This is a genomic window from Paucibacter aquatile, assembly GCF_002885975.1.
Classification (GTDB): domain Bacteria; phylum Pseudomonadota; class Gammaproteobacteria; order Burkholderiales; family Burkholderiaceae_C; genus Paucibacter_A; species Paucibacter_A aquatilis.
Genome location: NZ_POSP01000003.1, coordinates 510981 through 531868 on the forward strand (window position 1 = coordinate 510981; position 20888 = coordinate 531868).

A 20888-nucleotide genomic window follows, 5' to 3' on the forward strand; every position below is an offset into this window, starting at 1 on the left:
ACAGAGCCAGGGGCTCAGCTGGGCAGGCGTTCCTTGATCACCACCGAGCCGTTTTCCAGGGTTTCGATGACGCCGCGCTCTTCCAGGTCCTTCATGACCCGGCTGACCATTTCACGCGAAGCACCCACCACCTTGGCCATGTCCTGGCGCGACACCTTGCCGCGGATGATCTTCAGGCCCTTCTCTTCTTCGGACATGTCCAGCAGCGTGCGCGCCACACGGCCGTAGACATCCAGCAGGGCCAGGGATTCAATCTGGCGGTCGGCATTGCGCAGGCGCGCCACCAGACCGCGCAGGATGGCGTAGGACAGGCTGCTGCTCTCTGGCAGGCAGCGTGCGAACTCGTTGCGGCCCAGCACCAGCATGTCGGTCTGCACCTCGGCACGCACGGTGGCCGAGTGAGGCTCGTGGTCGATCAGGCTCATTTCGCCGACGTAGTCGCCAGGCTGCAGCACGGCCAGGATGACCTCGCGGCCGCGGGTGTCGGCCGTCAGCACGCGGGCGCGGCCGTTCAGCAGGATGAACAAGGCATTGGACTTGGTGCCCTGCTCGACGATCAGTTCGCCGCGCTTGAAGCGCCGCTTGACCACGCTGTCAGCAATCGACTGCGCCTGGTCGGTGGTGAGCAAGGAAAACAAGGGCACCCTGCGGATCAGATCCAGATTGGACAACATCGCCATGAACAGCCTCCTTTGGTTTAAGCCTGAATTTGGCACGCCGTCGCTGTCGTCGTGACATGCCTAGAATGCTCGGGATTGTGCCCACCTGCCCCATATTTCAAACAGGGTTTAGGCGGGAAAAACCGGCCATTACCGTCTGTGCAACAGAGATCAGCTCCCGCGCACAGCGACTCCTTCCGTTCCCATGGTCTCGCCAGCGCCCGGCGCTTGCGAAACCGCCCAACCGCCCCATCTGAGTCCCCATGAACGCAAACACCCAACACCATTCGCTGCTGATCCTGGGCTCCGGCCCGGCCGGTTACACCGCGGCCATCTACGCCTCGCGCGCCAATCTGAAGCCCACCCTGCTGACCGGCATGGCGCAAGGCGGCCAGCTGATGACCACGACCGAAGTCGACAACTGGCCGGCTGATGTGATGGGTGTGCAAGGCCCCGAGCTGATGGAGCGGTTCCAGAAGCACGCCGAGCGTTTCCAGACCCAGATCGTCTTCGACCACATCAACGCGGTTGATTTCTCCAAGCGCCCCTTCACCCTCAAGGGCGACAGCGCCACCTACACCTGCGACGCCCTGATCATCGCCACTGGCGCCTCGGCCAAGTACCTGGGCCTGCCCTCGGAAGAAGCCTTTGCTGGCCGCGGCGTCAGCGCCTGCGCCACCTGTGACGGTTTCTTCTACCGCGGCCAGGAAGTCTGCGTGGTCGGCGGCGGCAACACCGCCGTCGAAGAAGCGCTGTACCTGAGCAATATCGCCAGCAAGGTCCATGTGATCCACCGCCGCGACAAATTCCGCGCCGAGCCCATCCTGATCGACAAACTGATGGCCAAGGCCGAGTCCGGCAATGTGGTACTGCACCTGTGGAACACCCTGGACGAAGTGCTGGGTGACCAGAGCGGCGTGACCGGCGTGCGCATCAAGAGCACCCAGGACGGCGGCACGCAAGACCTCGCCCTGCAAGGCTGCTTCATCGCCATCGGCCACCAGCCCAACACGGAGATCTTCAAGGATCAACTGGAGATGAAGGACGGCTACATCGTCACGCGCAGCGGCTTGAATGGCTTCGCCACCATGACCAGCGTGCCCGGCGTGTTCGCTGCCGGTGATGTGCAGGACCACATCTACCGCCAGGCCATCACCAGCGCCGGCACCGGCTGCATGGCCGCCCTGGACGCCCAGCGCTTCCTGGAGCAGGAGCGCGGCTGATCGCGGCCTACGCACACGCGACGCCTCACCCACCCGGCATCACAGGCCTCTGCGATGCCGGGCATCGCGACACCCTGGCACGCCCAATCTGGCGTGCCTTTTCGTTTTCGGCTATACTTTTAGGCTTGCTTGCTGGATGGACCGCGCCCAGACAAGTGCCGCCGAGGTGCAAACCCGGTGCACTTGAACAGGTTTGGCAGGCATATCGCGGTCATGTGGCCGTCTCAAGTTTGCAGATGCGAACTGCTGAATGAACTCAGCAGAAATCTCAGCAGAGATGGCTGGTCAAAAAAATCAAACCGGAGAAGCGTCATGGCACGCGTCTGTCAAGTCACGGGCAAGAAGCCCATGGTGGGAAACAATGTTTCTCACGCCAACAACAAAACGAAGCGTCGCTTCCTGCCGAATCTGCAGTACCGCCGTTTCTTCCTGGAAACCGAGAACCGCTGGGTTCGTCTGCGTATCAGCAATGCTGCTCTGCGTTTGATTGACAAGGTCGGTATCGACCAAGTCGTCGCCGATCTGCGCGCCAAGGGCGAGCTCTGATCTAGAACTGAGAATCAAGGAGCATCATCATGGCCAAAGGCGCACGCGAAAAGATCAAGCTGGAGTCGACCGCAGGTACGGGTCACTTCTACACGACCGACAAGAACAAGAAGACCACGACCAACAAGCTCGAATTCATGAAGTTCGATCCCAAGGCTCGTAAGCACGTTCTGTACAAGGAAACCAAGCTGAAGTGATTCGGCTTGGAGCCCACGCCTTCGGTGTGGGTCTCCCATAAAAAAACCCCGCAAGGCGCAAGCCGGCGGGGTTTTTTCATGGGCGCTCGGCCGTGGTGGCCGAGCGGGACTTGGCCTCAGTTCTTGGCCGCCGCCAAGGTGGTCTTGAACTCCTCGCGGAACCAGTCGTCCAGCAGACGGCGCTCGTAACGGATCGGGTCGCTTTCGTTGTAGCGGTTCATGCCGACCATGTAGTTCAGGTCATGCAGACGGGTCTTGCCGCTTTGCAAGACCTTGCCGTTTTCGCTCAGGCTGAAACTGAGCTCGATCGAGGGCGAGCTGACCCCGCGCAGCACGCGGATCATGTCCATGCGGCGCCCGACCGGCTCCCAGCCGCCGGCCAGGTCGACATTGCTGATCTCCACCGTCAGATCCTTGCCGGGCAACTGCGCCCCAAGCTTCTCCAAATGGGCCTTGAGCTCCTTCAAAACCGGCTCCTGGTCACGGCGGCCGAAATCACTGCTGGCGTCGGTGAACTTATCCGGCTCGATGAAGCGAACCTGAACATCAGCCAGAGCCAACGAGGCCGAAGCGCCCAAAGCCAGCGCCAGGGCAGCGGCGCGGAAAAGACTTTTCTTGTTCATGCTCATGGTGACTCTCCTTGTGTGGGATGGATTGCTCCGTTGCAATGACTTGAGTCTAGTCCCCAGACGTAAAAAGGCGCCCCTCGGAGCGCCCTTTTACCTCAGCCTTACCTGCGGTCACCGCAGTCACACCCAATCGTCACAAACGGTCAAACTGCACTGATTCCTTGGCCACAGCAGGAACGACACAACGATTGAAACCGCGCCTCAGGCGCGCGCCATGCGCAAGCTCATGGAGAAATTGCGCAACTCGGCAATGCCGCTTTCTTCAGCACGGCGGCACCAGGCTTGCAGGTCTGCCACCAGCTGTTCGGCCGAGACATTGGTGCGGGTCCAAAGCTGGCGCAGTTCTTCGCGCATGGTCAGCAGCTTGTCCAGGGTGGGGCTGGCCGCGCGGGCATTGGCAATCTCGGTCAACAGGCGATCCGGGATGTTGACCTCATCGCGGTGCGACCAACGCTTGGCCAGCTTGAACTGCGCCCACTGCGCGCTGTGCTCCTGGCCCTGGGCCTTCAGGCGCGCCAACTCGGCCGCGCAGGCCGCCTTGAGGCCGCGGCCGTACTTGGACATCACCTCGTAGCGATTGGTGATGATGGCTTCCAGCGTGTCCTTGTCGGCCGGCTTGATGTCGCCATGGCGCAGCTTGGGCGCCGTCTTGCGGACCTTGGCCCAACCCAGGATTTCGAAAGCGCGGATGTAGCCCCAGCCGATGTCGAACTCGAAGGGCTTGACCGAGAACTTGGCCGAGGTCGGGTAGGTGTGATGGTTGTTGTGCAGCTCTTCGCCGCCAATCAGGATGCCCCAGGGCGAGACATTGGTGGAGGCATCGGGTGCTTCGAAATTGCGATAGCCCCAGTAGTGGCCAATGCCATTGATCACACCGGTCGCCCAGACCGGAATCCAGACCATCTGGATGGCCCAGACCGTGGCACCGATGGCGCCGAACAGGGCCAGGTTGATGATCAGCATCAGACCCACACCCTGCCAGGAGAAGCGGGTGTAGAGGTTGCGCTCGATCCAGTCACTGGGCGTGCCCAGGCCATACTTGGCGATGGTCTCGGGGTTCTTGGCCTCGGCACGGTAGAGCTCCACGCCGGTCAGCAGCAAGGCCTTCAGACCGCGTGTCTGCGGGCTGTGCGGATCGTCCTCGGTCTCGCATTTGGCGTGGTGCTTGCGGTGCACGGCCACGAATTCCTTGGTCACCATGCCGGTGGTCAGCCACAGCACGGCGCGGAAGAAATGCGAGGGAATCGGTCCCAGATCCAGCGAGCGGTGCGCTTGCGCACGGTGCAGAAAAATGGTGACCGACAGGATGGTGAAGTGGGTGATGACGAGCGTGAACGCCACGATCTGCCACGCACTGGCCTCCAGCAGGCCATGCGCCAACCACTGGATCAGCGCATCATGTACCGACATCAAGAAATTCATGGCTTCCTCATCCTGCCCGAGATTGGGCGGCTAGACGGATTCGAGTCGGCGAATTGTAGGCGCACGACTCCAAAAACAAGGGGGCAAAACACTGCGCCAGGTCAAGCGCGCGTGAATCCTGCCCGGCCGCGTGCAAAGCACAGGCCGGCGAACCTTCAGGACGCGCCAGACGGGCGATGGGGTGTCACTGCTTTTCCCAGACGGCAGCGAAGAAGCCATCCGTCTGGTGCTGGTGCGGCCACAGGCGCAGATAGCCGTTCTCCACCAGGCGCTCGGCGTCGGCCACATGGGCACGGCTGAGGACTTCGGCAGCATCGAGCTTCTTGAACTGCGGATGCGCGGCCGAGAAGGCTTCGGCAATTGCCTCGTTCTCGGCATCGAGCAGGCTGCAGGTGGCGTACACCAGGCGGCCGCCCGATTTCAGCAGGCGCGCGGCACTGGCCAGTATGGCCGTCTGCTTGGCCTGCAGTTCCTGCACGGCATGCAGCGACTGGCGCCATTTCAGATCGGGGTTGCGGCGCAATGTGCCCAGGCCCGAGCACGGCGCATCGACCAGCACGCGATCGATCTTGCCGGACAGGCGCTTGATGCGCTCATCGCGCTCATGGGCAATCTGCGTCGGGTAGATGTTGGACAGGCCGCTGCGCGCCAGGCGCGGCTTCAGCGAGGCCAGGCGATGGCCCGAGGTGTCGAAGGCATAGAGCCGGCCGGTATTGCGCATGGACGCACCCAGAGCCAGGGTCTTGCCGCCGGCGCCGGCGCAGAAGTCCACCACCATCTCGCTGCGCTTGGCGTCCAGCATCAGGGCCAGCAGCTGGCTGCCTTCGTCCTGCACCTCGATACAGCCGCTGGTGAACAGCTCCAGCTTGTTGAGCGCGGGCTTGCCGTGGATGCGCAAGCCCAGGGGCGAGAACGGCGTCAGCTCGGCATGGATGCCGGCGGCGGTCAAGGTGGCTTGCGCTTCTTCGCGCTTGGCCTTCAAGGTGTTGACGCGCAGATCCAGCGGAGCCTGCTCGTTCATGCTGGCCGCCAGGGCCCAGAACTGCTCCTCACCGAGGCGGGCCAGCAGAGGCTGGGCCAGCCACTCGGGCAGGTTGTGGCGCAGGCGCGGCGCGAGCTGGGTCTTGTCGATCTGACGGACCTGTTCCAGCCATTGCTGTTCTTGAGTGTTCAGGGCGCCGCGCAAAAAGGCTTCATTGCCCTGCCAGCCGAGGATGGCCAGGCGGCGCTCGGTCGGGCCGCTGCCCGACTGGGCCAGATGCTGCAGCAGCGGGCGCTGGCGCAGCACCGTGTACGCGGTCTCGGCCAGGGCATGGCGCTCGCGCTGACCCAGGGCCTTGTGTTTGCGGAAGAAGGCGGACACCACGCTGTCGGCGGGAGAGTCCAGTTGGAGCACAGCGCGCAGAAGCTCGCTGCTCATTTCAAGAAGGGCATTAGGATGCATGGCGCGATTATCCCAGGCCTGCGGGCTTTCCCTGCCTGCCCCTGACTTTTATCCTTGCCTTCTGCTCCCAGCCACCCCGAGATGAGTGCCGACGACCTGCCGCCCCTGCCCGCCACGCCCCTGGGCCGCTACCGCCACTACAAGGGCGGCGAGTACGAGGTGATCGGCACGGCCCGGCACAGCGAAACGCTGGAGCCACTGGTGGTCTACCGCCCGCTCTACCACGCCACCGGCCTGTGGGTGCGGCCGCATGCCATGTTCTTTGGCAGCCTGGAGGTGAATGGCGTGCTGACGCCGCGCTTCAGCGCCATAGACCGCAACGGCAACGGCGACAGCAACACAGCGCCCTGATGATGCGTCTGCCCCGCTGGCTGCAACAGCTGCGCCTGCGCCCTCGCCTGCTGCTGGCTCTGGGGCTGGGTCTGGTGGCCGGCCTCGCTTGCCCGTCGAACTGGAGCCTGAGCACACGCCTGCTCTGCGGCTGGAATGCCGGCGTCTGGTTCTATTTGCTGGCCGTGTTGCAGATGATGCTGGCGGCCGACCATGAACATGTGCAGCGCAAAAGCGTGGCCCAAGCCGATGGCGTGGCCGCCGTGCTGCTGCTGGCCGCGGCCGGCGCCCTGGCCAGCCTGGCCGCCATCACCCTGGAGCTGAGCCAGCCGGCCGGCCCGCCCGGCGCTACCTTGGCGCTGGCCTTGTTGACGGTGGCGGGAAGTTGGCTGCTGCTGCCGGTCGAGTTCGCCCTGGCCTATGCCAGCCTCTATCACCGCAGCACAGGGCGAGACAACGCGCCGCATGGCCTGGAGTTTCCCGGCCTGGACGGGCCGCCGGACTACACCGATTTCATGTACTTCGCGGTCACCCTGGCCGCGACTTCGCAGACCTCGGATGTGGCGGTCAGCGCCCGGCCCATGCGGCGCCTGGTGCTGCTGCACGCGCTGCTGTCTTTCTTGTTCAACACTGGCGTGCTGGCACTCTTGATCAACATCCTGGCCGGCATGATCCGCTGAAGTGCCGGCCCCGCGCTCAGCTGAAGGACTGGCTCGCCCCGCTGAGTTGCTCGACACGACCATCCACCAGGCGCAGCTGACCTTCGACAAACCAGCGCACCGCCTGCGGATACATGCGGTGCTCGAGCTTGAGCACGCGGGCCGACAGGGTGTCTTCATCATCACCGGGCAGCACCGGCGCCACGGCCTGAGCGACGATGGCGCCATGGTCCAACTCGGCGGTCACGAAATGCACGGTGGCGCCGACGAACTTACAGCCCATCTCCAGGGCCCGCGCATGCGTGTGCAAGCCGGTGAAGGCCGGCAGCAGCGAGGGGTGGATGTTGAGCATGCGCTCGGCATAGTGGGCGGTGAAGGCCGGAGTCAGGATGCGCATGAAGCCCGCCAGCACGACCAGATCGGGCGCAAAACCATCGATCACGCGCTGCAATTCGGCATCAAAAGCCTCGCGGGCCTGCTGTGCATCCATGCCGGGCTGGCGGAAGGCCTTGTGGTCGACCACGGCCGTGGCAATGCCGTGCGCGGCCGCAAAATTCAGGCCAGCGGCATCGGGCTTGTTGCTGATCACGGCGGCGATCTGGGCCGGCCAGCCCTCGGCCGCACAGGCGCGCACGATGGCCTCCATATTGGAACCACGGCCGGAGATCAGGATGACGATGCGTTTCATGGGGCGGCAGTGTAGCTGCCTACAATGCCCGACCTGATCTTTGCTGCGGCCCGCCGATGAGCTCCCTGCCTACTCCCGAACCGACTTCTGCCGCCGCACGCCCGCGCGTGCTCTCGGGCATGCGCCCGACCGGCGCCCTGCACCTGGGCCACTACCACGGCGCGCTGAAGAACTGGGTTCGCCTGCAAAGCACACACGACTGTTTCTTCTTCGTCGCCGACTGGCATGCCCTGACCACCCAGTACCAGGACCGGCAGAACCGCAACAGCATCGAACGCAATGTCTACGACATGGTGGTCGACTGGCTGGCCGCCGGCATCGACCCCGAGAAGGCCACGCTCTTCATCCAAAGCCGCATGCCCGAGCACGCCGAGCTCTTCACCCTGCTGGCCATGAGCACTCCCACCTCCTGGCTGGAGCGCATTCCCAGCTACAAGGACGCGGTCGAGAAGCAACGCGCCAGCAGCACCCCGGGTGATGGCGCCACCTACGGCTTCCTCGGCTACCCGCTGCTGCAGGCGGCCGACATCCTGATCTACAAGGCCGGCTTCGTGCCCGTCGGTGAAGACCAGACCGCCCATGTGGAAGTGACCCGCGAGGTGGCGCGCCGCTTCAACCGCATCTACAGCCCGGACGCGCCCATCCTGCCCGAGCCGCAGGAGCTGCTGACCGAGACCGCGCGACTGCCCGGCCTGGACGGCCAGAAGATGAGCAAGAGCTACAACAACTCGGTGGCCATGCGCGACGCGCCCGAGGTGGTGGACGAGAAGATCCGCACCATGCCCACCGACCCGCAGCGTGTGCGCCGCAGCGACGCCGGCGAACCCAGCCGCTGCCCGGTCTGGCCCCTGCACCAGCTCTACTGCGACGAATCCACCCGCACCTGGGCGGCCGAGGGCTGCCGCTCGGCCAGCATCGGCTGCCTGGACTGCAAGAAGCCCTTGATCGAGGCGATCCAGAAAGAGCAAGCGCCCTGGCGCGAGCGGGCCAATGAATACCTGGCCAACCCCAAGCAGGTGCAATGGATCGTCGAAGTCGGCACCGAGCGCGCCCGCGCCGTCGCCCGCAAGACCTTGCGGGAAGTCCGCACGGCCATGGGCCTGGCCTACTGAACGCGCCCGCGTGAGCCCAGCCATGAGCGGCATCCACATCACCGACATCGAGGCTGCCATCAACTGGTGGCGCGAGCGCCAGCCTTCGACCGACGGCCTGAGCGCATGCCCCGAGGTGCAGGCCCTGGCCGAGGTCTACGGCCTGCTGGTCTACCACCGCGATCACGAATGCGATGAGGACAGCATGCCCGCCGCCGCCAAGGCCGCCTGGCTGCGCTGGTACGACAGCACGCCGGATGCGCCCTGCATCGCCATCTGCTCCACCAGCCAGGGCGATGCCTTGTGCAAAGGCTGTGGTCGCAGCTTTGACGAGGTGCAGCACTGGCCGGTGATGACTCCGGCCGAGAAACGCATCACCTGGCGCCGCATCACCCAGGAAGGCACGGCCTGGCGCTTCAACCGCTATGCCGAGCGGGCGCGTGAGTTCAAGGGCGTCGATCACCCGCAGCTGCAAGACCCCCAGACTCCGGCGGACCCGACATGATGGGCCGCGCCCATTTGGAGAGCCTGCGCCGCATCGCGCCGCTGGCCTGGCCGGTGCTGGTCGGGCAGCTGGCCGTGCTGGCCTTCAGCACCATCGACACCGTGCTGGTGGCCCGTTACTCGGCCGTCGATCTGGCCGCGCTGGCCGTGGGCAGCGCCATCTACATCACGGTGTTTGTCGGCCTGATGGGCGTGGTGCTGGCCATTTCCCCCATCGTCGGCCGCCTGTTCGGCGCCGGCCAGCTGCGGGAAGCCGGGGCGCAGTTGCATCAGACCTTGTGGCTGTGCCTGGGCCTGATGGGCTTGGGCAGCCTGATCCTGCTGCTGCCCGAGCCCTTTCTGGCCGTGTCACAGGCCAGCCCCGAGGTCGAAGCCAAGGTGCGCCACTACCTGATAGCCCTGGCCGCCAGCCTGCCGGCCACGCTGTTCTTCACCGCCTTCCGCGGCTTCAATGTGGCGGTGTCCCGGCCCAAAGCGGTCATGGCCTTGCAGGTCGGCGGCCTGCTGCTCAAGCTGCCGCTGAGCTTCTTGCTGATTCAAGGCTTTGCGCTCGGCCCCTGGCAGGTGCCGGCCCTGGGTGCCTTTGGCTGCGGCCTGGCCACGGCCATCGCCATGTGGGCGCAGGCGGCGATCGCCTTTGCCTGGATGCGGCGCGACCCGTTTTACGAGCCTTTCGGGCTGCGCCGCGGCGGCCTGCAAGCGCCGCACTGGCCCGACATCCGCGCCCTGCTCAAGCTGGGCGTGCCCATGGGCGGCTCCATCCTGATCGAGGTCACCGGCTTCACCTTCATGGCCATCTTCATCGCCCGACTGGGCGCCACACCGGTGGCCGGCCATCAGCTGGCGGTCAATCTGATCAGCCTGATGTTCATGCTGCCCCTGGCCCTGGCCAACGCCACCGGCACCCTGGTGGCGCAATCGGTCGGCGCCCATGACCCGGCCGGCGCACGGCGCCTGGGCTGGCATGGACTGGAGATCGGCCTGGCCGTGTCCTTCCTGATCGGTGCCCTGGTGTTTTTTGCGCGCGAAGCGGTGCTGGGGCTGTACACCAGCGACCCGGTCATCCTGGGCGCCGCCCTGCCCTTGCTGCTCTGGGTCTGGCTGTTTCACGTGGCCGATGCCGGGCAGACCCTGGCTGCTTTTGTGCTGCGCGCCCACCACATCGCCACCGCGCCCATGGTCATCTACGCCCTGGCGATCTGGGGCGTGGGCCTGGGCGGCGGCTACTGGCTGGCCTTTGGCAACAGCCCGGCTGTGCCGGCGGAGTTTCAGGGTGCGCGGGGCTTCTGGTCGGCTGCCACGGCCGGCTTGGTGCTGGCCGCGCTGGGCCTGAGCGCCTTCCTGGCTTGGGTGCACCGGCAGGAGGAACGCGAGCAGGCGGCCGGCGCCCTCAGTTCGACGCTGAAGTCGCAGCAGGAAGGCTGAACACAAACACGCTGCCGCCACCGGGCCGCGCTTCGCAGCGCACCTGGCCGTGGTGGCGCTGCGCGATCTGGCGCACCAGGCTCAGGCCCAGGCCCACACCGCCGGCTTGCTCGGCATGGCCGGGCAGGCGGAAAAAGGCTTCAAAAATGCGCTCGCGCATGGCCTCGGGCACGCCCGGGCCGCGATCGCTGACACGCAGCACGGCCCGGCCTGCCGCATCTCGCGACAGCTCCAGCAGCACCTCCGAGCCGCCATAGCGCTTGCCATTCTCCAGCAGATTGCGCAGGGCGCGGCGCAGCAGGCGCTCATCGCCATGCACCAGCAGCTCGCTCAAGCCCGGGGCAGGCTGGAACTCGGCGCCGGTGCGGGCGGCCTCTTCCGCAGCCAGGCCCATCAAATCGACCTGCAGCGGCGTCTGCGCCATGGGCTCGGCGCCGCGCGCCGCCGCGTCCAGACGGCTGGCCAGCAGGACCTCCTCGACCAGGGCGTCCAGCTCGGTGATGTTGGTGTGGATCTCGGTTTGCAGGCGGGCGCGCTGCTCCGGCCCGGCGTTGTCCAGCATGGCAAAGGCCATCTTGAGGCGGGCCAGGGGGGAGCGCAGCTCGTGGCTGGCATTGGCCAGCAGGGACTGCTGGGCGCGCAGCAAGCTTTCGATTTGCGTGGCCGCGCGGTTGAAGCTGCTGGCCAGGGCCGCCACTTCATCCTTGCCGCTTTCGTCAACCCGGTGGGCCAGTTGGCCGGCACCGAACTGTTCCACGCCGGACTTCAAGCCCTCCAAGCGGCGCGTCAGCCGGCGCACCACGGGGTAGGCCCCCACGGCCACGCCGAAAAATAGCAGCACCAGCAAGACCAGCAAGACCTGGCCATTGGGGCGCGGCCCAAGGAAGGGCAAGCTCCAGGGCGCGGGCGGGCCCTCGTTGCGCTTGAAGAAGGGCCGCTCGGGGCCCATGCCGCCGCCACCACCCAAGCCTGGGCCCATGCGAGCACCGGGACCGAAGCGGAAGCCGCCGCGCATCAGCAGCAGGCTGCGCCCGTCCTCCAGCGGCACGCGGATGGTCGGCGGGCCGGGAAAGACCTCGCGATCGAGAAACTCCTCAGACGCCGCCACACGCTCTCCCTGGCGGTCCAGCAGCGCAATCGCCACATGCAGGCGCTGCCCCCATTCCTGCAAGGCCTCGGCCTGCTCCTCACGCGGTGCACTGGCGGCCGGAAGCGCGCCGTGGATCAGCTCGGCCATGGCCGTCAGCCGGTCATTGGCCGAGGCTTCAAAATTGCCCCGCTCCTGCTCGATATGGCGCTGGAACAACCAGGCCGAACCAAAGGCAAAGGCCAGCAGGATGACCACCAGGGTCAGGTAGATGCGCAGGTAAAGCGATTTCATGCCAACGCAAGCACGACAGCGAGCTGCGAGCACTCCGACTCAGTGGCCATGGTCGGCATCCTGCTTGCGCGCAAACACATAGCCAGCGCCGCGCACGGTCAGCACCCGGCGCGGCGTTTTCGGGTCGTCTTCGATCAGGGCACGGATGCGCGAGATGTGGACATCGATGGAGCGATCAAAGGCATCGAGCGGATGGCCTTTGAGTGCATCCATGATCTGGTCGCGCGAGAGAACGCGACCCGGGCTTTGCGCCAGCACCACCAGCAAGTCGAACTGGTGGCCAGTGAAATCGAGGGGCTTGCCGTCCAGTCGCGCCATGCGGGCGGCCAGATCAATTTCCAGACGGCCGAAGCGCAGCACATCGTCGGGCGGCGTGTCCGGCTCGGCACGGCGCAGCAAGGCCTTGATGCGGGCCTGCAGCTCGCGCGGCTCGAACGGCTTGGCCAGGTAATCGTCAGCGCCGAGTTCGAGGCCGAGGATGCGGTCCATGGGTTCACCACGAGCCGAGAGCATCAGCACCGGCAGGCGGCGCGTCAGCGCATCGGCGCGCAGCTCGCGGCAAAAGTCCAGGCCATCGCCGTCCGGCAGCATCAGGTCCAGCACCAGCAGATCGAATACCTGCTCGGCCAGGGCGGCTCGCCCCTCAGCCAAGCTGCCGGCCACGCGCACCTCGAAACCGGCCGCACTGAGGTAGTCCCCCAGCATGGCGGTGAGGCGGGCGTCATCGTCGATCAGCAGCAGTCTGGAACTCATGGTGCTTGTGTGAAGAGGAAATGTCGGGGCCGCACGGCGCCCGCGCCGCAGAGACGGCAGCGAGGCCGCAGGCCCTTCAGGAGGACTGAGCATAAACGAGGAGGCCACAGGTCACGGCGCCTCAACCGCCATGCTTGCCGCCGCGCATCTCCATGTGCTTGGCCATGCGGGCCTGCATCTTCTTCATGCGCTCGGCCATCTTGGCGCGCTGCTCGGGCGTCAGCACGCGGGCAGTGTCGACCATGGCCTGGCTCATGCGCTTGCTGGCAGCCTCGTGCTGAGCGCTCATCTGCTGGCGCAGCGATTCGATGGCGGCGGCGTCGATGTTCGGCGCGGTGAACAAGGCCATGCCCTGCTCATGCAGCTTTCGGCTGCCTTCATGCTGGGCCTTCAGATCGGCGTGAGCGGCATCCATGATCTGCTTGATCTGGGCGCGCTGGGCATCGGAGGCATCGATCATGTCGAGCATGTGCTCCATATGACCGCCGCCCATGGGCATCATCGACATGCCATGGCCGCCACGATGGCCCATGGGGCCACCATGCCCCTGGGCTTGGGCCGCCACGCCGCCGAATGCCAGGGATGCGGCCACCATGCCGGTGCTCAGCCAGGTTTTGAGTTTCAGTTGGGACATCACAAGACTCCGTCGGTGTTGGGGTGAATGAATCTTCAAGCCCCGACGTAAGCCGGCTGTGCCCCGGCCGTAAAGATCTGTGAATGCCCGGCACCAATGAAAAGAGCGCCCGCAGGCGCTCTTTCATTTGACCTTGCAGCAGGCGCTGCCCGATCACTTGATCGGCTTGAAACGCATGCGCTTGGGGCGGGCGCCTTCTTCGCCCAGACGCTTCTTCTTGTCGGCTTCGTACTCGTGGAAGTTGCCGTCGAAGAAGAACCACTGCGAATCGCCTTCGCAGGCCAGGATGTGGGTGCAGATGCGGTCCAGGAACCAGCGATCGTGGGAGATCACCATGGCCGAGCCGGCGAATTCCAGCAGCGCTTCTTCCAGCGCGCGCAGGGTTTCGACGTCCAGGTCGTTCGACGGTTCGTCCAGCATCAGCACATTGCCGCCCTGGGCCAGGGTTTTGGCCAGGTGCAAGCGGCCGCGCTCACCGCCCGAGAGGCTGCCGACCAGCTTTTGCTGGTCATTGCCCTTGAAGTTGAAGCGGCCGATGTAGGCTCGGCTGGGCATGACGAACTTGCCGACCGTGATGTTGTCCAGGCCGCCGGAGACGTCTTGCCAGACGGTCTTCTCGGCATCCAGGCTTTGGCGGCTCTGGTCCACAAAGGCCAGCTTGGCGGTCTTGCCGATGGACACCTCGCCGCTGTCCGGCGTTTCCACGCCCTGGATCATGCGGAACAGGGTCGACTTACCGGCACCGTTGGGGCCGATGATGCCGACGATGGCGCCGGCCGGCACCTTGAAGCTCAGGTTGTCGATCAGCATGCGATCGCCAAAGCTCTTGGAGACGTTCTTGAACTCGATCACTTCATTGCCCAGGCGCTCGGCCACGGGGATGAAGATTTCGTTGGTCTCGTTGCGCTTTTGGTATTCGACGTCGCTCAGCTCTTCGAAACGGGCCAGACGCGCCTTGCTCTTGGCCTGACGGCCCTTGGCATTGGAACGCACCCACTTCAGCTCTTCCTTCATGGCCTTGGCGCGGGCGTCTTCGCTCTTCTGCTCCTGCTCCAGGCGGCGTTCCTTCTGATCCAGCCAGTCGGAGTAATTGCCCTTCCAGGGAATGCCATGGCCGCGGTCCAGTTCCAGAATCCACTCGGCGGCGTTGTCCAGGAAGTAGCGATCGTGGGTGATGGCCACCACGGTGCCGGGGAAGCGCTGCAGGAACTGCTCCAGCCACTCGACCGATTCGGCGTCCAAGTGGTTGGTCGGTTCGTCCAGCAGCAGCATGTCAGGCTTGGAGAGCAGCAGGCGGCACAGGGCCACACGGCGCTTTTCACCGCCGGACAGCACGCCGATGACGGCGTCCCAGGGCGGCAGGTTCAGGGCGTCGGCGGCCAGTTCCAGCTGCAGATCGGTGTTCTCGCTGCCGGCGGCGGCGATGATGGCTTCCAGCTCGCCCTGCTCGGCGGCCAGGGCGTCGAAGTCGGCGTCCGGCTCGGCATAGGCGGCGTAGACCTCGTCCAGGCGCTTCTTGGCGGCCAGCACGCCGCCGATGCCTTCTTCCACCGCTTCACGCACGGTCTGCTCGGGGTTGAGCTTGGGCTCCTGCTCCAGGTAGCCGATCTTGATGCCGGGCATCGGGATCGCTTCGCCCTCGTACTCCTTGTCCACGCCGGCCATGATCTTCAGGATGGTCGATTTGCCCGAACCGTTCAGGCCCAGCACGCCGATCTTGGCGCCGGGGAAGAACGACAGGGAAATGTCCTTGAGGATGTGGCGTTTCGGGGGAACCGTCTTGTTGACGCGGTTCATGGAAAAGACGTATTGCGCCATGGCGGGAGTTTTCCTGGGATTGCTGAAAAGAGGCAGAGCTGCAGGCTGCTCGGCGGCAGCCGCGCCTCACCAAGCCGACAGGCCTGTGAGGGTAAACAACCGCGTATTGTCGCAGCTTCGGCCGCTGCTTCGCGTGACGGGCGGGCAAGATCGGTGAATTCAAGACCGGCCGCCACGCTGTCAGCGTCAACCCCAGCGTCAACCCCAGCGCCAGGCTGTGCCACAAGCTGAGCCTGGGCCCGCGAGCGCCCGCAGTGCGCAGCCAAGCGGGGCACCTGCCAACAATGCCCGGTCGGCCGCCCCCGGGCCCGGCCTATAATCGAAGGCTCGCCGCGCTTCTCAGTCTTGCGCGGCGTTTCCTTTTTCAGCTCAAGCACGCTCCTTAGCGCACCGAAGACTGGCGCCTGCTCACCGCGGCGCGGCTGCGCCCACAGGGCACCGTGCGCAAATCACACTCCATGAGTTTTGATTCTCTAGGCTTGGCCGCGCCTCTTCTGAAGGCCATCGCCGACGCTGGTTACACCTCCCCCACCCCGATTCAAGCCCAAGCGATTCCCGCCGTCTTGCAAGGCGGTGACCTGATGGCCGGTGCCCAGACCGGCACCGGCAAGACCGCCGGCTTCACCCTGCCCCTGCTGCACCGCCTGAGCGAAGGCGCCCCGGTGCTGAACAAGCGCGGCAAGCCCGCCATCCGCGCCCTGGTGCTGACCCCCACCCGCGAACTCGCGGCCCAGGTCGAAGAAAGCGTCAAGACCTACGGCAAATACCTGCCCCTGAAGAGCATGGTGATGTTCGGCGGCGTCGGCATGCAGCCGCAGATCAACCGCCTGCGCGACGGCGTCGACATCCTGGTGGCCACCCCCGGCCGCCTGCTCGACCACGCGCAGCAAGGCACGCTGGACCTCTCGCAGGTTCAGATCCTGGTGCTGGACGAAGCCGACCGCATGCTGGACATGGGCTTTGTGCACGACATCAAGAAGGTGCTGGCCCTGCTGCCCGCCAAGAAGCAGTCGCTGCTGTTCAGCGCGACCTTCAGCGATGACATCAAGAACCTGGCCGATCGCCTGCTGAACCAGCCCGCCCTGATCGAAGTGGCCCGCCGCAACCAGACCAATGAGTCGATTGCGCAGAAAGTCCACCCGGTCGGCCGCGAGCGCAAGAAGGAACTGCTGGTTCACTTGATCAAGAGCGGTGACTGGCACCAGGTGCTGGTCTTCACCCGCATGAAGCATGGCGCCAACCGCCTGACCGACTACCTGAATGACCAGGGCATCAGCGCCATGGCCATCCACGGCAACAAGAGCCAGGGCGCACGCACCAAGGCCCTGGCCGATTTCAAGAGCGGTGAGCTGACCTGCCTGGTGGCGACCGATATTGCGGCGCGCGGCATCGACATCGACCAGCTGCCCCACGTCGTCAACTACGAGCTGCCCAATGTCCCCGAGGACTATGTGCACCGCATCGGCCGCACCGGCCGTGCCGGCGCCCAGGGCGAGGCGGTCAGCCTGGTCTGCGTGGACGAGAACGGCTTCCTGCGTGAGATCGAAAAGCTGATCAAGCGCGAGATCCCCAAGGAAGTGGTCAACGGCTTTGCCCCCGATCCGAGCGAGCGCCCGGAACCCATCGTGCTGGGCCGCATGATCCTGAACGGCAATGGCTCGCGCAGCGGCGGCGGTGGCCGAGGCAACTCGCGCGGCGGCGGCGGTGGCGGTGGACGCCCCGGCGGCCGACCCGGCGCCGGCTCGCGTGATGGCGGCTCGCGCGACGGTGGTTCGCGCGATGGCGGCGCCCCGCGCTCCTCGGCACCGCAAGGCCGCTCGGGCCAGGGTGGTGGCGGTGGTCGCCCAGCCTCCTCGGGTCGCCCTGGTGGTGGTGGTGGCGGCGGCGGAGGTCGTCCCCAAGGTAGCGGCGCCGGCCGCGGCCAGGGCGCACGCCTGACCTCGCCCAAGCGCTGAGTCCCACGCCATTCACCCCCGCGGTCCCCTGATCATCCCTCAGGGCCCGGGAGCTCAAGCCCAGCCTGCGCTGGGCTTTTCTTTTTTCCGCCCACGGCCCGCGGACGTAGGATGCGCAGCCATGAACCCGCCCCTGCCCCCCAGCGCCTCGCCGTCCAACCGCCCCTTGCCCAAAGTCTGGATCGCCGGTGCGACCGGTCTGGTCGGGCGGGCACTGCTGAGCCAGCTGCTGAGCCGGCCGCTGGAGGTCCATGCGCTGCTGCGGCGTGAGGCGCCCGAGCTGGGTCGTCACCCGCGCCTGCACCTGCACCGGGTCAATTTCGGCCGCCCCGATCTGGGCCCGGCCCACATCCCGGCGCCCGACGAGATCTACATCACCCTGGGCACCACCATCGCGGCAGCGGGCTCGCAAGAGGCGTTTCGCGAGGTCGATTTCGAGGCCGTGCTCCATGTTGCCCGCGTGGCGCGTGCCGGCGGTGCGCGACGCTGCGCCGTGGTGTCGGCCCTGGGCGCCGATCCGGCCTCGCGGGTGTTTTACAACCGGGTCAAGGGCGAGATGGAGCAGGCCTTGAAGGGCTTGCATTTCAAGCGGCTGGTGATCGCCCGCCCGTCCTTGCTGGCCGGCGAGCGCGAAGCCCTGGGCCAGGCCCGCCGCCCCGGAGAGCACTGGGGCCTGCGCCTGATGCAGCCCCTGGGCACGCTGATCCCGGCTCGCTGGCGGCCGATTCAAGCGGATACGGTGGCGCGTGCGCTGAGCCTTGCCTTGCATCAAGACGGGCCGGCCGCGCAGGTGCTGGAATCGGACGCCTTGCAAACCCTGGGAGCCCCGACATGAGCAGCACAAGCACCATGAAGCTGAGTTTTCTCGGCGCCGCCGACTGCGTGACCGGCTCGCGCCATCTGCTGGAGCTGGACAAGCAGCGCCTGCTGCTCGATTGCGGCCTGTTCCAGGGCTTCAAGACCCTGCGCGAACGCAACTGGGCGCCGCTGGGCGTGGCGCCCGCCAGCATCGATGCGGTGCTGCTCAGCCATGCCCATCTGGACCACAGCGGCTACATCCCGGCCCTGCGCCGCCAGGGCTTTCGTGGCCAGGTGTTTTCCACGCCGGCCACGCGCGATCTGTGCGAGGTGCTGCTGCTGGACAGCGCCCATCTGCAGGAAGAAGACGCACGCCAGGCCAACCGCCACGGCACCTCCAGGCACGAGAAAGCCCTGCCCCTCTACACCGTCAACGAGACCAAAAAGGCCATCGAGCATTTCGTCGGCATCCACCGCGATGGCCGGCTCAAGCTCGGCGCGGCCGAGATCCGCTTCACCCCGGTCGGCCATCTGCTGGGCGCCTGCGCCATCAGCGTGCGCCACGCCGGCCGCACCCTGGTCTACAGCGGCGATGTCGGCCGCAGCAATGACTTGCTGATGCCGGCACCGCAACGCATGGAAGAGGCCGATGTGCTGCTGATCGAATCGACCTACGGCAACCGCCAGCACCCGCCCGAGGATGTGCAGGCGCGCCTGGCGCAGATCCTGCGGCAGACCTTCCGGCGCGGCGGCAGCGTGCTGCTGCCCAGCTTTGCCATCGGCCGGGCGCAAGCCCTGCTGCTGGTGCTGCAGCGCCTGCGCGAAGCAGGCGAGCTGGATCTGGACGTGCCCATCTACCTGGACAGCCCCATGGCCATCGAAGCCACCGAGCTGACGGTCAAGCACCAGAAGCTGCTGCGAATTCCGGCCTCGGACGCGCGCGGCCTGTGCGACGGCGTGCGCATGGTCAGCAAGGCCGCCGAGTCGATGAAGCTCGCCCGCAGCATGAGCAGCCCGCGCACCCCGCCCTCCATCATCATCTCGGCCAGCGGCATGGCCACCGGCGGCCGCGTGCTCAACCACATCGAGACCATGGCGCCGCTGCCGCGCCACCACATCGCCTTTCCGGGTTTCCAGGTCGGCGGCAGTCGCGGCGCCAAGATGGTGGCCGGCGAGCGCCAGATCAAGCTGCACGGCCAGTATGTGCCGGTCAATGCGGAGATCAGCCACCTCGAAGGCTTCTCGGGCCATGCCGATGCCGACGGCCTGATGGCCTGGCTGCGCGGCTTCAAGCGCGCGCCCGAACAGGTCTTTGTGGTGCACGGCGAGCCCGCTGCCAGCGACGCCTTGCGCAGCCGCATCCAGGACGAACTCGGCTGGCGCGTGCGTGTGCCGCAGCACGGAGAAACGGTCAGCCTCGGATGAACCTGCTGGAACACGCATTCGGCGCCCAGGCCGACCTGGCCATGGGCTTGATGGCGGCGCTGGGCAGCGGGCTCTTGATCGGCCTGGAGCGTGAGCGCCACAAAGGCCGCGGCCACGCCGGCACGCGCGCGCAAGAGCCCGCGGGCCTGCGCACCTTCACCATTGCCGCCCTGGCCGGCGCCCTGGCCCATGGCCTGGCCGTGCCGGGGCTGGTGGCGGTGGGCGCGCTGGCGGTCACGGTGCTGGCGGCCATGGCCTACTTCCGCAGCAGCGAGCGCGATCCGGGCCTGACCACCGAGATGGCCTTGCTGGCCACCTATCTGATTGGAGTGCTCTGCGTGCAGGCGCCGCTGCTGGGCGCGCCAGCCGCCGTCACCCTGACCGCCCTGCTCAGCGCCCGCACCGCCCTGCACCGCTTCGCCACCCGGGTGCTGCGCGAGGACGAGCTGCACGACGGCCTGCTGCTGGCCGCCCTGGCCCTGGTGGTGCTGCCCCTGATGCCGACCGAACCCCTGCCCTGGCTGGCCGGCATGAAGGCACATTCGCTGATGGGTCTGATGCTCCTGCTGCTGGCCCTGCAGGCCTTTGGTTATGTGGCGCTGCGCTTGCTGGGCGCGCAGGCCGGTTTGGCGCTCTCGGGCCTGATGTCGGGCCTGGTGTCCAGCACCGCCACCATCGCGGCCATGGGGCACCGCGCGCGGGCGGAGCCGGCCATCTTTCGCGCCTGCGCCGCCGGCGCTGTCATGTCCACGGCCGCCACCTGGTTGCAGGCCAGCCTGATGCTGCTGGCCTTGGCGCCGCAGGCCGCGATGCATTTCCTGCCCCTGGGCCTGGCCGGCGTGCTGGTGGCCGGCGGTGCAGGCTTGAGCCTGGCCTGGCGCGCCTACCAGGACGGCGGCACCGGCAAAACCGGCAACGAGCCCCAGCGCGGCGGCCCGCTGCGCCTGAAAGAGGCGGCGCTGATCGCCCTGTTGCTGAGCGTGGTGACGGTGGGCGTCAGCTGGGCCGAGCGCCAGTTCGGCAGCTCGGGTCTGTTCGGCGCCGTGGCCCTGGCCGGCCTGGCCGATGCCCATGCGCCGGTGGCCTCCATGGCCGGCCTGGCCCAGGCCGGGCAGATCGACGCCCCGCTGATGTGCCAGGGCGTGCTGGCTGCGATTGCCAGCAACAGCCTGACCCGCATCATCACCGCCTGGCTGGCCGGCGGCCGGTCTTTTGCCCTGATCGTGGGCGCCGTGCTGCTGAGCTCGCTGGCCCTGGCGGCCAGCCTGCTGTGGCTGCTCGGGCCCCTCTTGTCCTCTTTGAACTGA

21 protein-coding genes are annotated in these 20888 nt (G+C 66.4%); 12 read left to right on the plus strand and 9 right to left on the minus strand.

Annotation, left to right across the window (positions count from 1 at the left end):
* Window positions 1–14: 14 nt before the first annotated feature.
* On the minus strand, window positions 15–680 hold the full coding sequence (locus C1O66_RS05500) for a Crp/Fnr family transcriptional regulator (RefSeq protein ID WP_102766963.1): 666 nt from the start codon (window positions 678–680) through the stop codon (window positions 15–17).
* Between the two features lie 242 nt (window positions 681–922).
* Between C1O66_RS05500 and trxB the strand changes: the two genes are divergently transcribed.
* The 3 genes from trxB (at window position 923) to rpmG (ending at window position 2625) form a co-directional block, all read left to right on the plus strand.
* Window positions 923–1882, plus strand: a complete 960-nt coding sequence (gene trxB, locus C1O66_RS05505; RefSeq protein WP_102766964.1) for a thioredoxin-disulfide reductase — start codon at window positions 923–925, stop codon at window positions 1880–1882.
* Between the two features lie 312 nt (window positions 1883–2194).
* Window positions 2195–2428, plus strand: a complete 234-nt coding sequence (gene rpmB, locus C1O66_RS05510) for a 50S ribosomal protein L28 (RefSeq protein WP_102766965.1) — start codon at window positions 2195–2197, stop codon at window positions 2426–2428.
* 29 nt (window positions 2429–2457) lie between these two features.
* Window positions 2458–2625, plus strand: coding sequence for a 50S ribosomal protein L33 (rpmG, locus tag C1O66_RS05515; protein ID WP_102766966.1), 168 nt, complete (start codon window positions 2458–2460; stop codon window positions 2623–2625).
* Window positions 2626–2741: 116 nt separating this feature from the next.
* Here rpmG and C1O66_RS05520 read toward each other — a convergent pair whose 3' ends face one another.
* The 3 genes from C1O66_RS05520 to C1O66_RS05530 all read right to left on the minus strand — a co-directional run bounded on the left by C1O66_RS05520 (window position 2742) and on the right by C1O66_RS05530 (window position 6120).
* Entirely contained in the window at window positions 2742–3254 is a 513-nt protein-coding gene (locus C1O66_RS05520; protein WP_102766967.1) for a DUF3016 domain-containing protein, read from the minus strand.
* Window positions 3255–3455: 201 nt separating this feature from the next.
* Window positions 3456–4676: a DesA family fatty acid desaturase gene (locus C1O66_RS05525; RefSeq protein WP_102766968.1), complete on the minus strand. Its 1221-nt coding sequence runs from the start codon at window positions 4674–4676 to the stop codon at window positions 3456–3458.
* A gap of 184 nt (window positions 4677–4860) precedes the next feature.
* On the minus strand, window positions 4861–6120 hold the full coding sequence (locus tag C1O66_RS05530; protein ID WP_102766969.1) for an RsmB/NOP family class I SAM-dependent RNA methyltransferase: 1260 nt from the start codon (window positions 6118–6120) through the stop codon (window positions 4861–4863).
* An 81-nt stretch (window positions 6121–6201) separates the two neighbouring features.
* Here C1O66_RS05530 and C1O66_RS05535 point away from each other — a divergent pair, with 81 nt between their 5' ends.
* Together C1O66_RS05535 and C1O66_RS05540 are read left to right on the plus strand one after the other, a co-directional pair.
* Complete coding sequence (locus C1O66_RS05535) at window positions 6202–6471, plus strand: DUF1653 domain-containing protein (RefSeq protein ID WP_102766970.1); 270 nt, start codon at window positions 6202–6204, stop codon at window positions 6469–6471.
* Entirely contained in the window at window positions 6471–7130 is a 660-nt protein-coding gene (locus C1O66_RS05540) for a DUF1345 domain-containing protein (RefSeq protein ID WP_102766971.1), read from the plus strand. The genes C1O66_RS05535 and C1O66_RS05540 overlap by 1 nt, the downstream gene beginning before the upstream one ends.
* Window positions 7131–7146: 16 nt before the next feature.
* Here the strand turns inward: C1O66_RS05540 and purN are convergent, their stop codons facing one another.
* Complete coding sequence (gene purN, locus C1O66_RS05545; RefSeq protein ID WP_102766972.1) at window positions 7147–7797, minus strand: phosphoribosylglycinamide formyltransferase; 651 nt, start codon at window positions 7795–7797, stop codon at window positions 7147–7149.
* A 119-nt stretch (window positions 7798–7916) separates the two neighbouring features.
* Here purN and trpS point away from each other — a divergent pair, with 119 nt between their 5' ends.
* Genes trpS through C1O66_RS05560 form a run of 3 tightly spaced genes read left to right on the plus strand, consistent with a single transcriptional unit; the run spans window position 7917 to window position 10817 of the window.
* Complete coding sequence (trpS, locus tag C1O66_RS05550) at window positions 7917–8909, plus strand: tryptophan--tRNA ligase (RefSeq protein ID WP_243392855.1); 993 nt, start codon at window positions 7917–7919, stop codon at window positions 8907–8909.
* 22 nt (window positions 8910–8931) lie between these two features.
* Entirely contained in the window at window positions 8932–9393 is a 462-nt protein-coding gene (locus C1O66_RS05555) for a DUF3717 domain-containing protein (protein ID WP_102766974.1), read from the plus strand.
* Window positions 9390–10817, plus strand: coding sequence for an MATE family efflux transporter (locus C1O66_RS05560; RefSeq protein WP_102766975.1), 1428 nt, complete (start codon window positions 9390–9392; stop codon window positions 10815–10817). The genes C1O66_RS05555 and C1O66_RS05560 overlap by 4 nt, the downstream gene beginning before the upstream one ends.
* Here the strand turns inward: C1O66_RS05560 and C1O66_RS05565 are convergent.
* The 4 genes from C1O66_RS05565 to ettA form a co-directional block, all read right to left on the minus strand.
* Window positions 10783–12198, minus strand: a complete 1416-nt coding sequence (locus tag C1O66_RS05565; protein ID WP_102766976.1) for a sensor histidine kinase — start codon at window positions 12196–12198, stop codon at window positions 10783–10785. The genes C1O66_RS05560 and C1O66_RS05565 overlap by 35 nt on opposite strands.
* A gap of 39 nt (window positions 12199–12237) precedes the next feature.
* Window positions 12238–12951, minus strand: coding sequence for a response regulator (locus C1O66_RS05570; protein WP_102766977.1), 714 nt, complete (start codon window positions 12949–12951; stop codon window positions 12238–12240).
* A gap of 121 nt (window positions 12952–13072) precedes the next feature.
* Window positions 13073–13585 carry a Spy/CpxP family protein refolding chaperone gene (locus C1O66_RS05575; RefSeq protein ID WP_102766978.1) on the minus strand — a complete coding sequence of 171 codons (513 nt, stop codon included), beginning with the start codon at window positions 13583–13585 and terminating at the stop codon, window positions 13073–13075.
* Between the two features lie 153 nt (window positions 13586–13738).
* Window positions 13739–15403 (minus strand): energy-dependent translational throttle protein EttA, encoded by a 1665-nt coding sequence (ettA, locus tag C1O66_RS05580; protein WP_102766979.1) that lies wholly within the window; start codon window positions 15401–15403, stop codon window positions 13739–13741.
* A 458-nt stretch (window positions 15404–15861) separates the two neighbouring features.
* Between ettA and C1O66_RS05585 the strand changes: the two genes are divergently transcribed.
* The 4 genes from C1O66_RS05585 to C1O66_RS05600 all read left to right on the plus strand — a co-directional run bounded on the left by C1O66_RS05585 (window position 15862) and on the right by C1O66_RS05600 (window position 20888).
* Window positions 15862–17358 (plus strand): DEAD/DEAH box helicase, encoded by a 1497-nt coding sequence (locus tag C1O66_RS05585; protein WP_102766980.1) that lies wholly within the window; start codon window positions 15862–15864, stop codon window positions 17356–17358.
* Between the two features lie 121 nt (window positions 17359–17479).
* The gene (locus C1O66_RS05590; RefSeq protein ID WP_102766981.1) at window positions 17480–18193 is read left to right on the plus strand and encodes an NAD(P)H-binding protein; all 714 of its coding nucleotides are present in this window, start codon (window positions 17480–17482) and stop codon (window positions 18191–18193) included.
* Window positions 18190–19581 carry an MBL fold metallo-hydrolase RNA specificity domain-containing protein gene (locus C1O66_RS05595; protein WP_243392715.1) on the plus strand — a complete coding sequence of 464 codons (1392 nt, stop codon included), beginning with the start codon at window positions 18190–18192 and terminating at the stop codon, window positions 19579–19581. The genes C1O66_RS05590 and C1O66_RS05595 overlap by 4 nt, the downstream gene beginning before the upstream one ends.
* On the plus strand, window positions 19578–20888 hold the full coding sequence (locus tag C1O66_RS05600; protein ID WP_102766982.1) for an MgtC/SapB family protein: 1311 nt from the start codon (window positions 19578–19580) through the stop codon (window positions 20886–20888). The genes C1O66_RS05595 and C1O66_RS05600 overlap by 4 nt, the downstream gene beginning before the upstream one ends.

What these genes read in the sequence shown, in the direction of transcription:
- C1O66_RS05500 (WP_102766963.1), bottom strand. Translation starts at nt 680, where the DNA reads ATGGCGATGTTGTCCAATCTGGATCTGATCCGCAGGGTGCCCTTGTTT.
- trxB (WP_102766964.1), top strand. Translation starts at nt 923, where the DNA reads ATGAACGCAAACACCCAACACCATTCGCTGCTGATCCTGGGCTCCGGC.
- rpmB (WP_102766965.1), top strand. Translation starts at nt 2,195, where the DNA reads ATGGCACGCGTCTGTCAAGTCACGGGCAAGAAGCCCATGGTGGGAAAC.
- rpmG (WP_102766966.1), top strand. Translation starts at nt 2,458, where the DNA reads ATGGCCAAAGGCGCACGCGAAAAGATCAAGCTGGAGTCGACCGCAGGT.
- C1O66_RS05520 (WP_102766967.1), bottom strand. Translation starts at nt 3,254, where the DNA reads ATGAGCATGAACAAGAAAAGTCTTTTCCGCGCCGCTGCCCTGGCGCTG.
- C1O66_RS05525 (WP_102766968.1), bottom strand. Translation starts at nt 4,676, where the DNA reads ATGAATTTCTTGATGTCGGTACATGATGCGCTGATCCAGTGGTTGGCG.
- C1O66_RS05530 (WP_102766969.1), bottom strand. Translation starts at nt 6,120, where the DNA reads ATGCATCCTAATGCCCTTCTTGAAATGAGCAGCGAGCTTCTGCGCGCT.
- C1O66_RS05535 (WP_102766970.1), top strand. Translation starts at nt 6,202, where the DNA reads ATGAGTGCCGACGACCTGCCGCCCCTGCCCGCCACGCCCCTGGGCCGC.
- C1O66_RS05540 (WP_102766971.1), top strand. Translation starts at nt 6,471, where the DNA reads ATGATGCGTCTGCCCCGCTGGCTGCAACAGCTGCGCCTGCGCCCTCGC.
- purN (WP_102766972.1), bottom strand. Translation starts at nt 7,797, where the DNA reads ATGAAACGCATCGTCATCCTGATCTCCGGCCGTGGTTCCAATATGGAG.
- trpS (WP_243392855.1), top strand. Translation starts at nt 7,917, where the DNA reads ATGCGCCCGACCGGCGCCCTGCACCTGGGCCACTACCACGGCGCGCTG.
- C1O66_RS05555 (WP_102766974.1), top strand. Translation starts at nt 8,932, where the DNA reads ATGAGCGGCATCCACATCACCGACATCGAGGCTGCCATCAACTGGTGG.
- C1O66_RS05560 (WP_102766975.1), top strand. Translation starts at nt 9,390, where the DNA reads ATGATGGGCCGCGCCCATTTGGAGAGCCTGCGCCGCATCGCGCCGCTG.
- C1O66_RS05565 (WP_102766976.1), bottom strand. Translation starts at nt 12,198, where the DNA reads ATGAAATCGCTTTACCTGCGCATCTACCTGACCCTGGTGGTCATCCTG.
- C1O66_RS05570 (WP_102766977.1), bottom strand. Translation starts at nt 12,951, where the DNA reads ATGAGTTCCAGACTGCTGCTGATCGACGATGACGCCCGCCTCACCGCC.
- C1O66_RS05575 (WP_102766978.1), bottom strand. Translation starts at nt 13,585, where the DNA reads ATGTCCCAACTGAAACTCAAAACCTGGCTGAGCACCGGCATGGTGGCC.
- ettA (WP_102766979.1), bottom strand. Translation starts at nt 15,403, where the DNA reads ATGGCGCAATACGTCTTTTCCATGAACCGCGTCAACAAGACGGTTCCC.
- C1O66_RS05585 (WP_102766980.1), top strand. Translation starts at nt 15,862, where the DNA reads ATGAGTTTTGATTCTCTAGGCTTGGCCGCGCCTCTTCTGAAGGCCATC.
- C1O66_RS05590 (WP_102766981.1), top strand. Translation starts at nt 17,480, where the DNA reads ATGAACCCGCCCCTGCCCCCCAGCGCCTCGCCGTCCAACCGCCCCTTG.
- C1O66_RS05595 (WP_243392715.1), top strand. Translation starts at nt 18,190, where the DNA reads ATGAGCAGCACAAGCACCATGAAGCTGAGTTTTCTCGGCGCCGCCGAC.
- C1O66_RS05600 (WP_102766982.1), top strand. Translation starts at nt 19,578, where the DNA reads ATGAACCTGCTGGAACACGCATTCGGCGCCCAGGCCGACCTGGCCATG.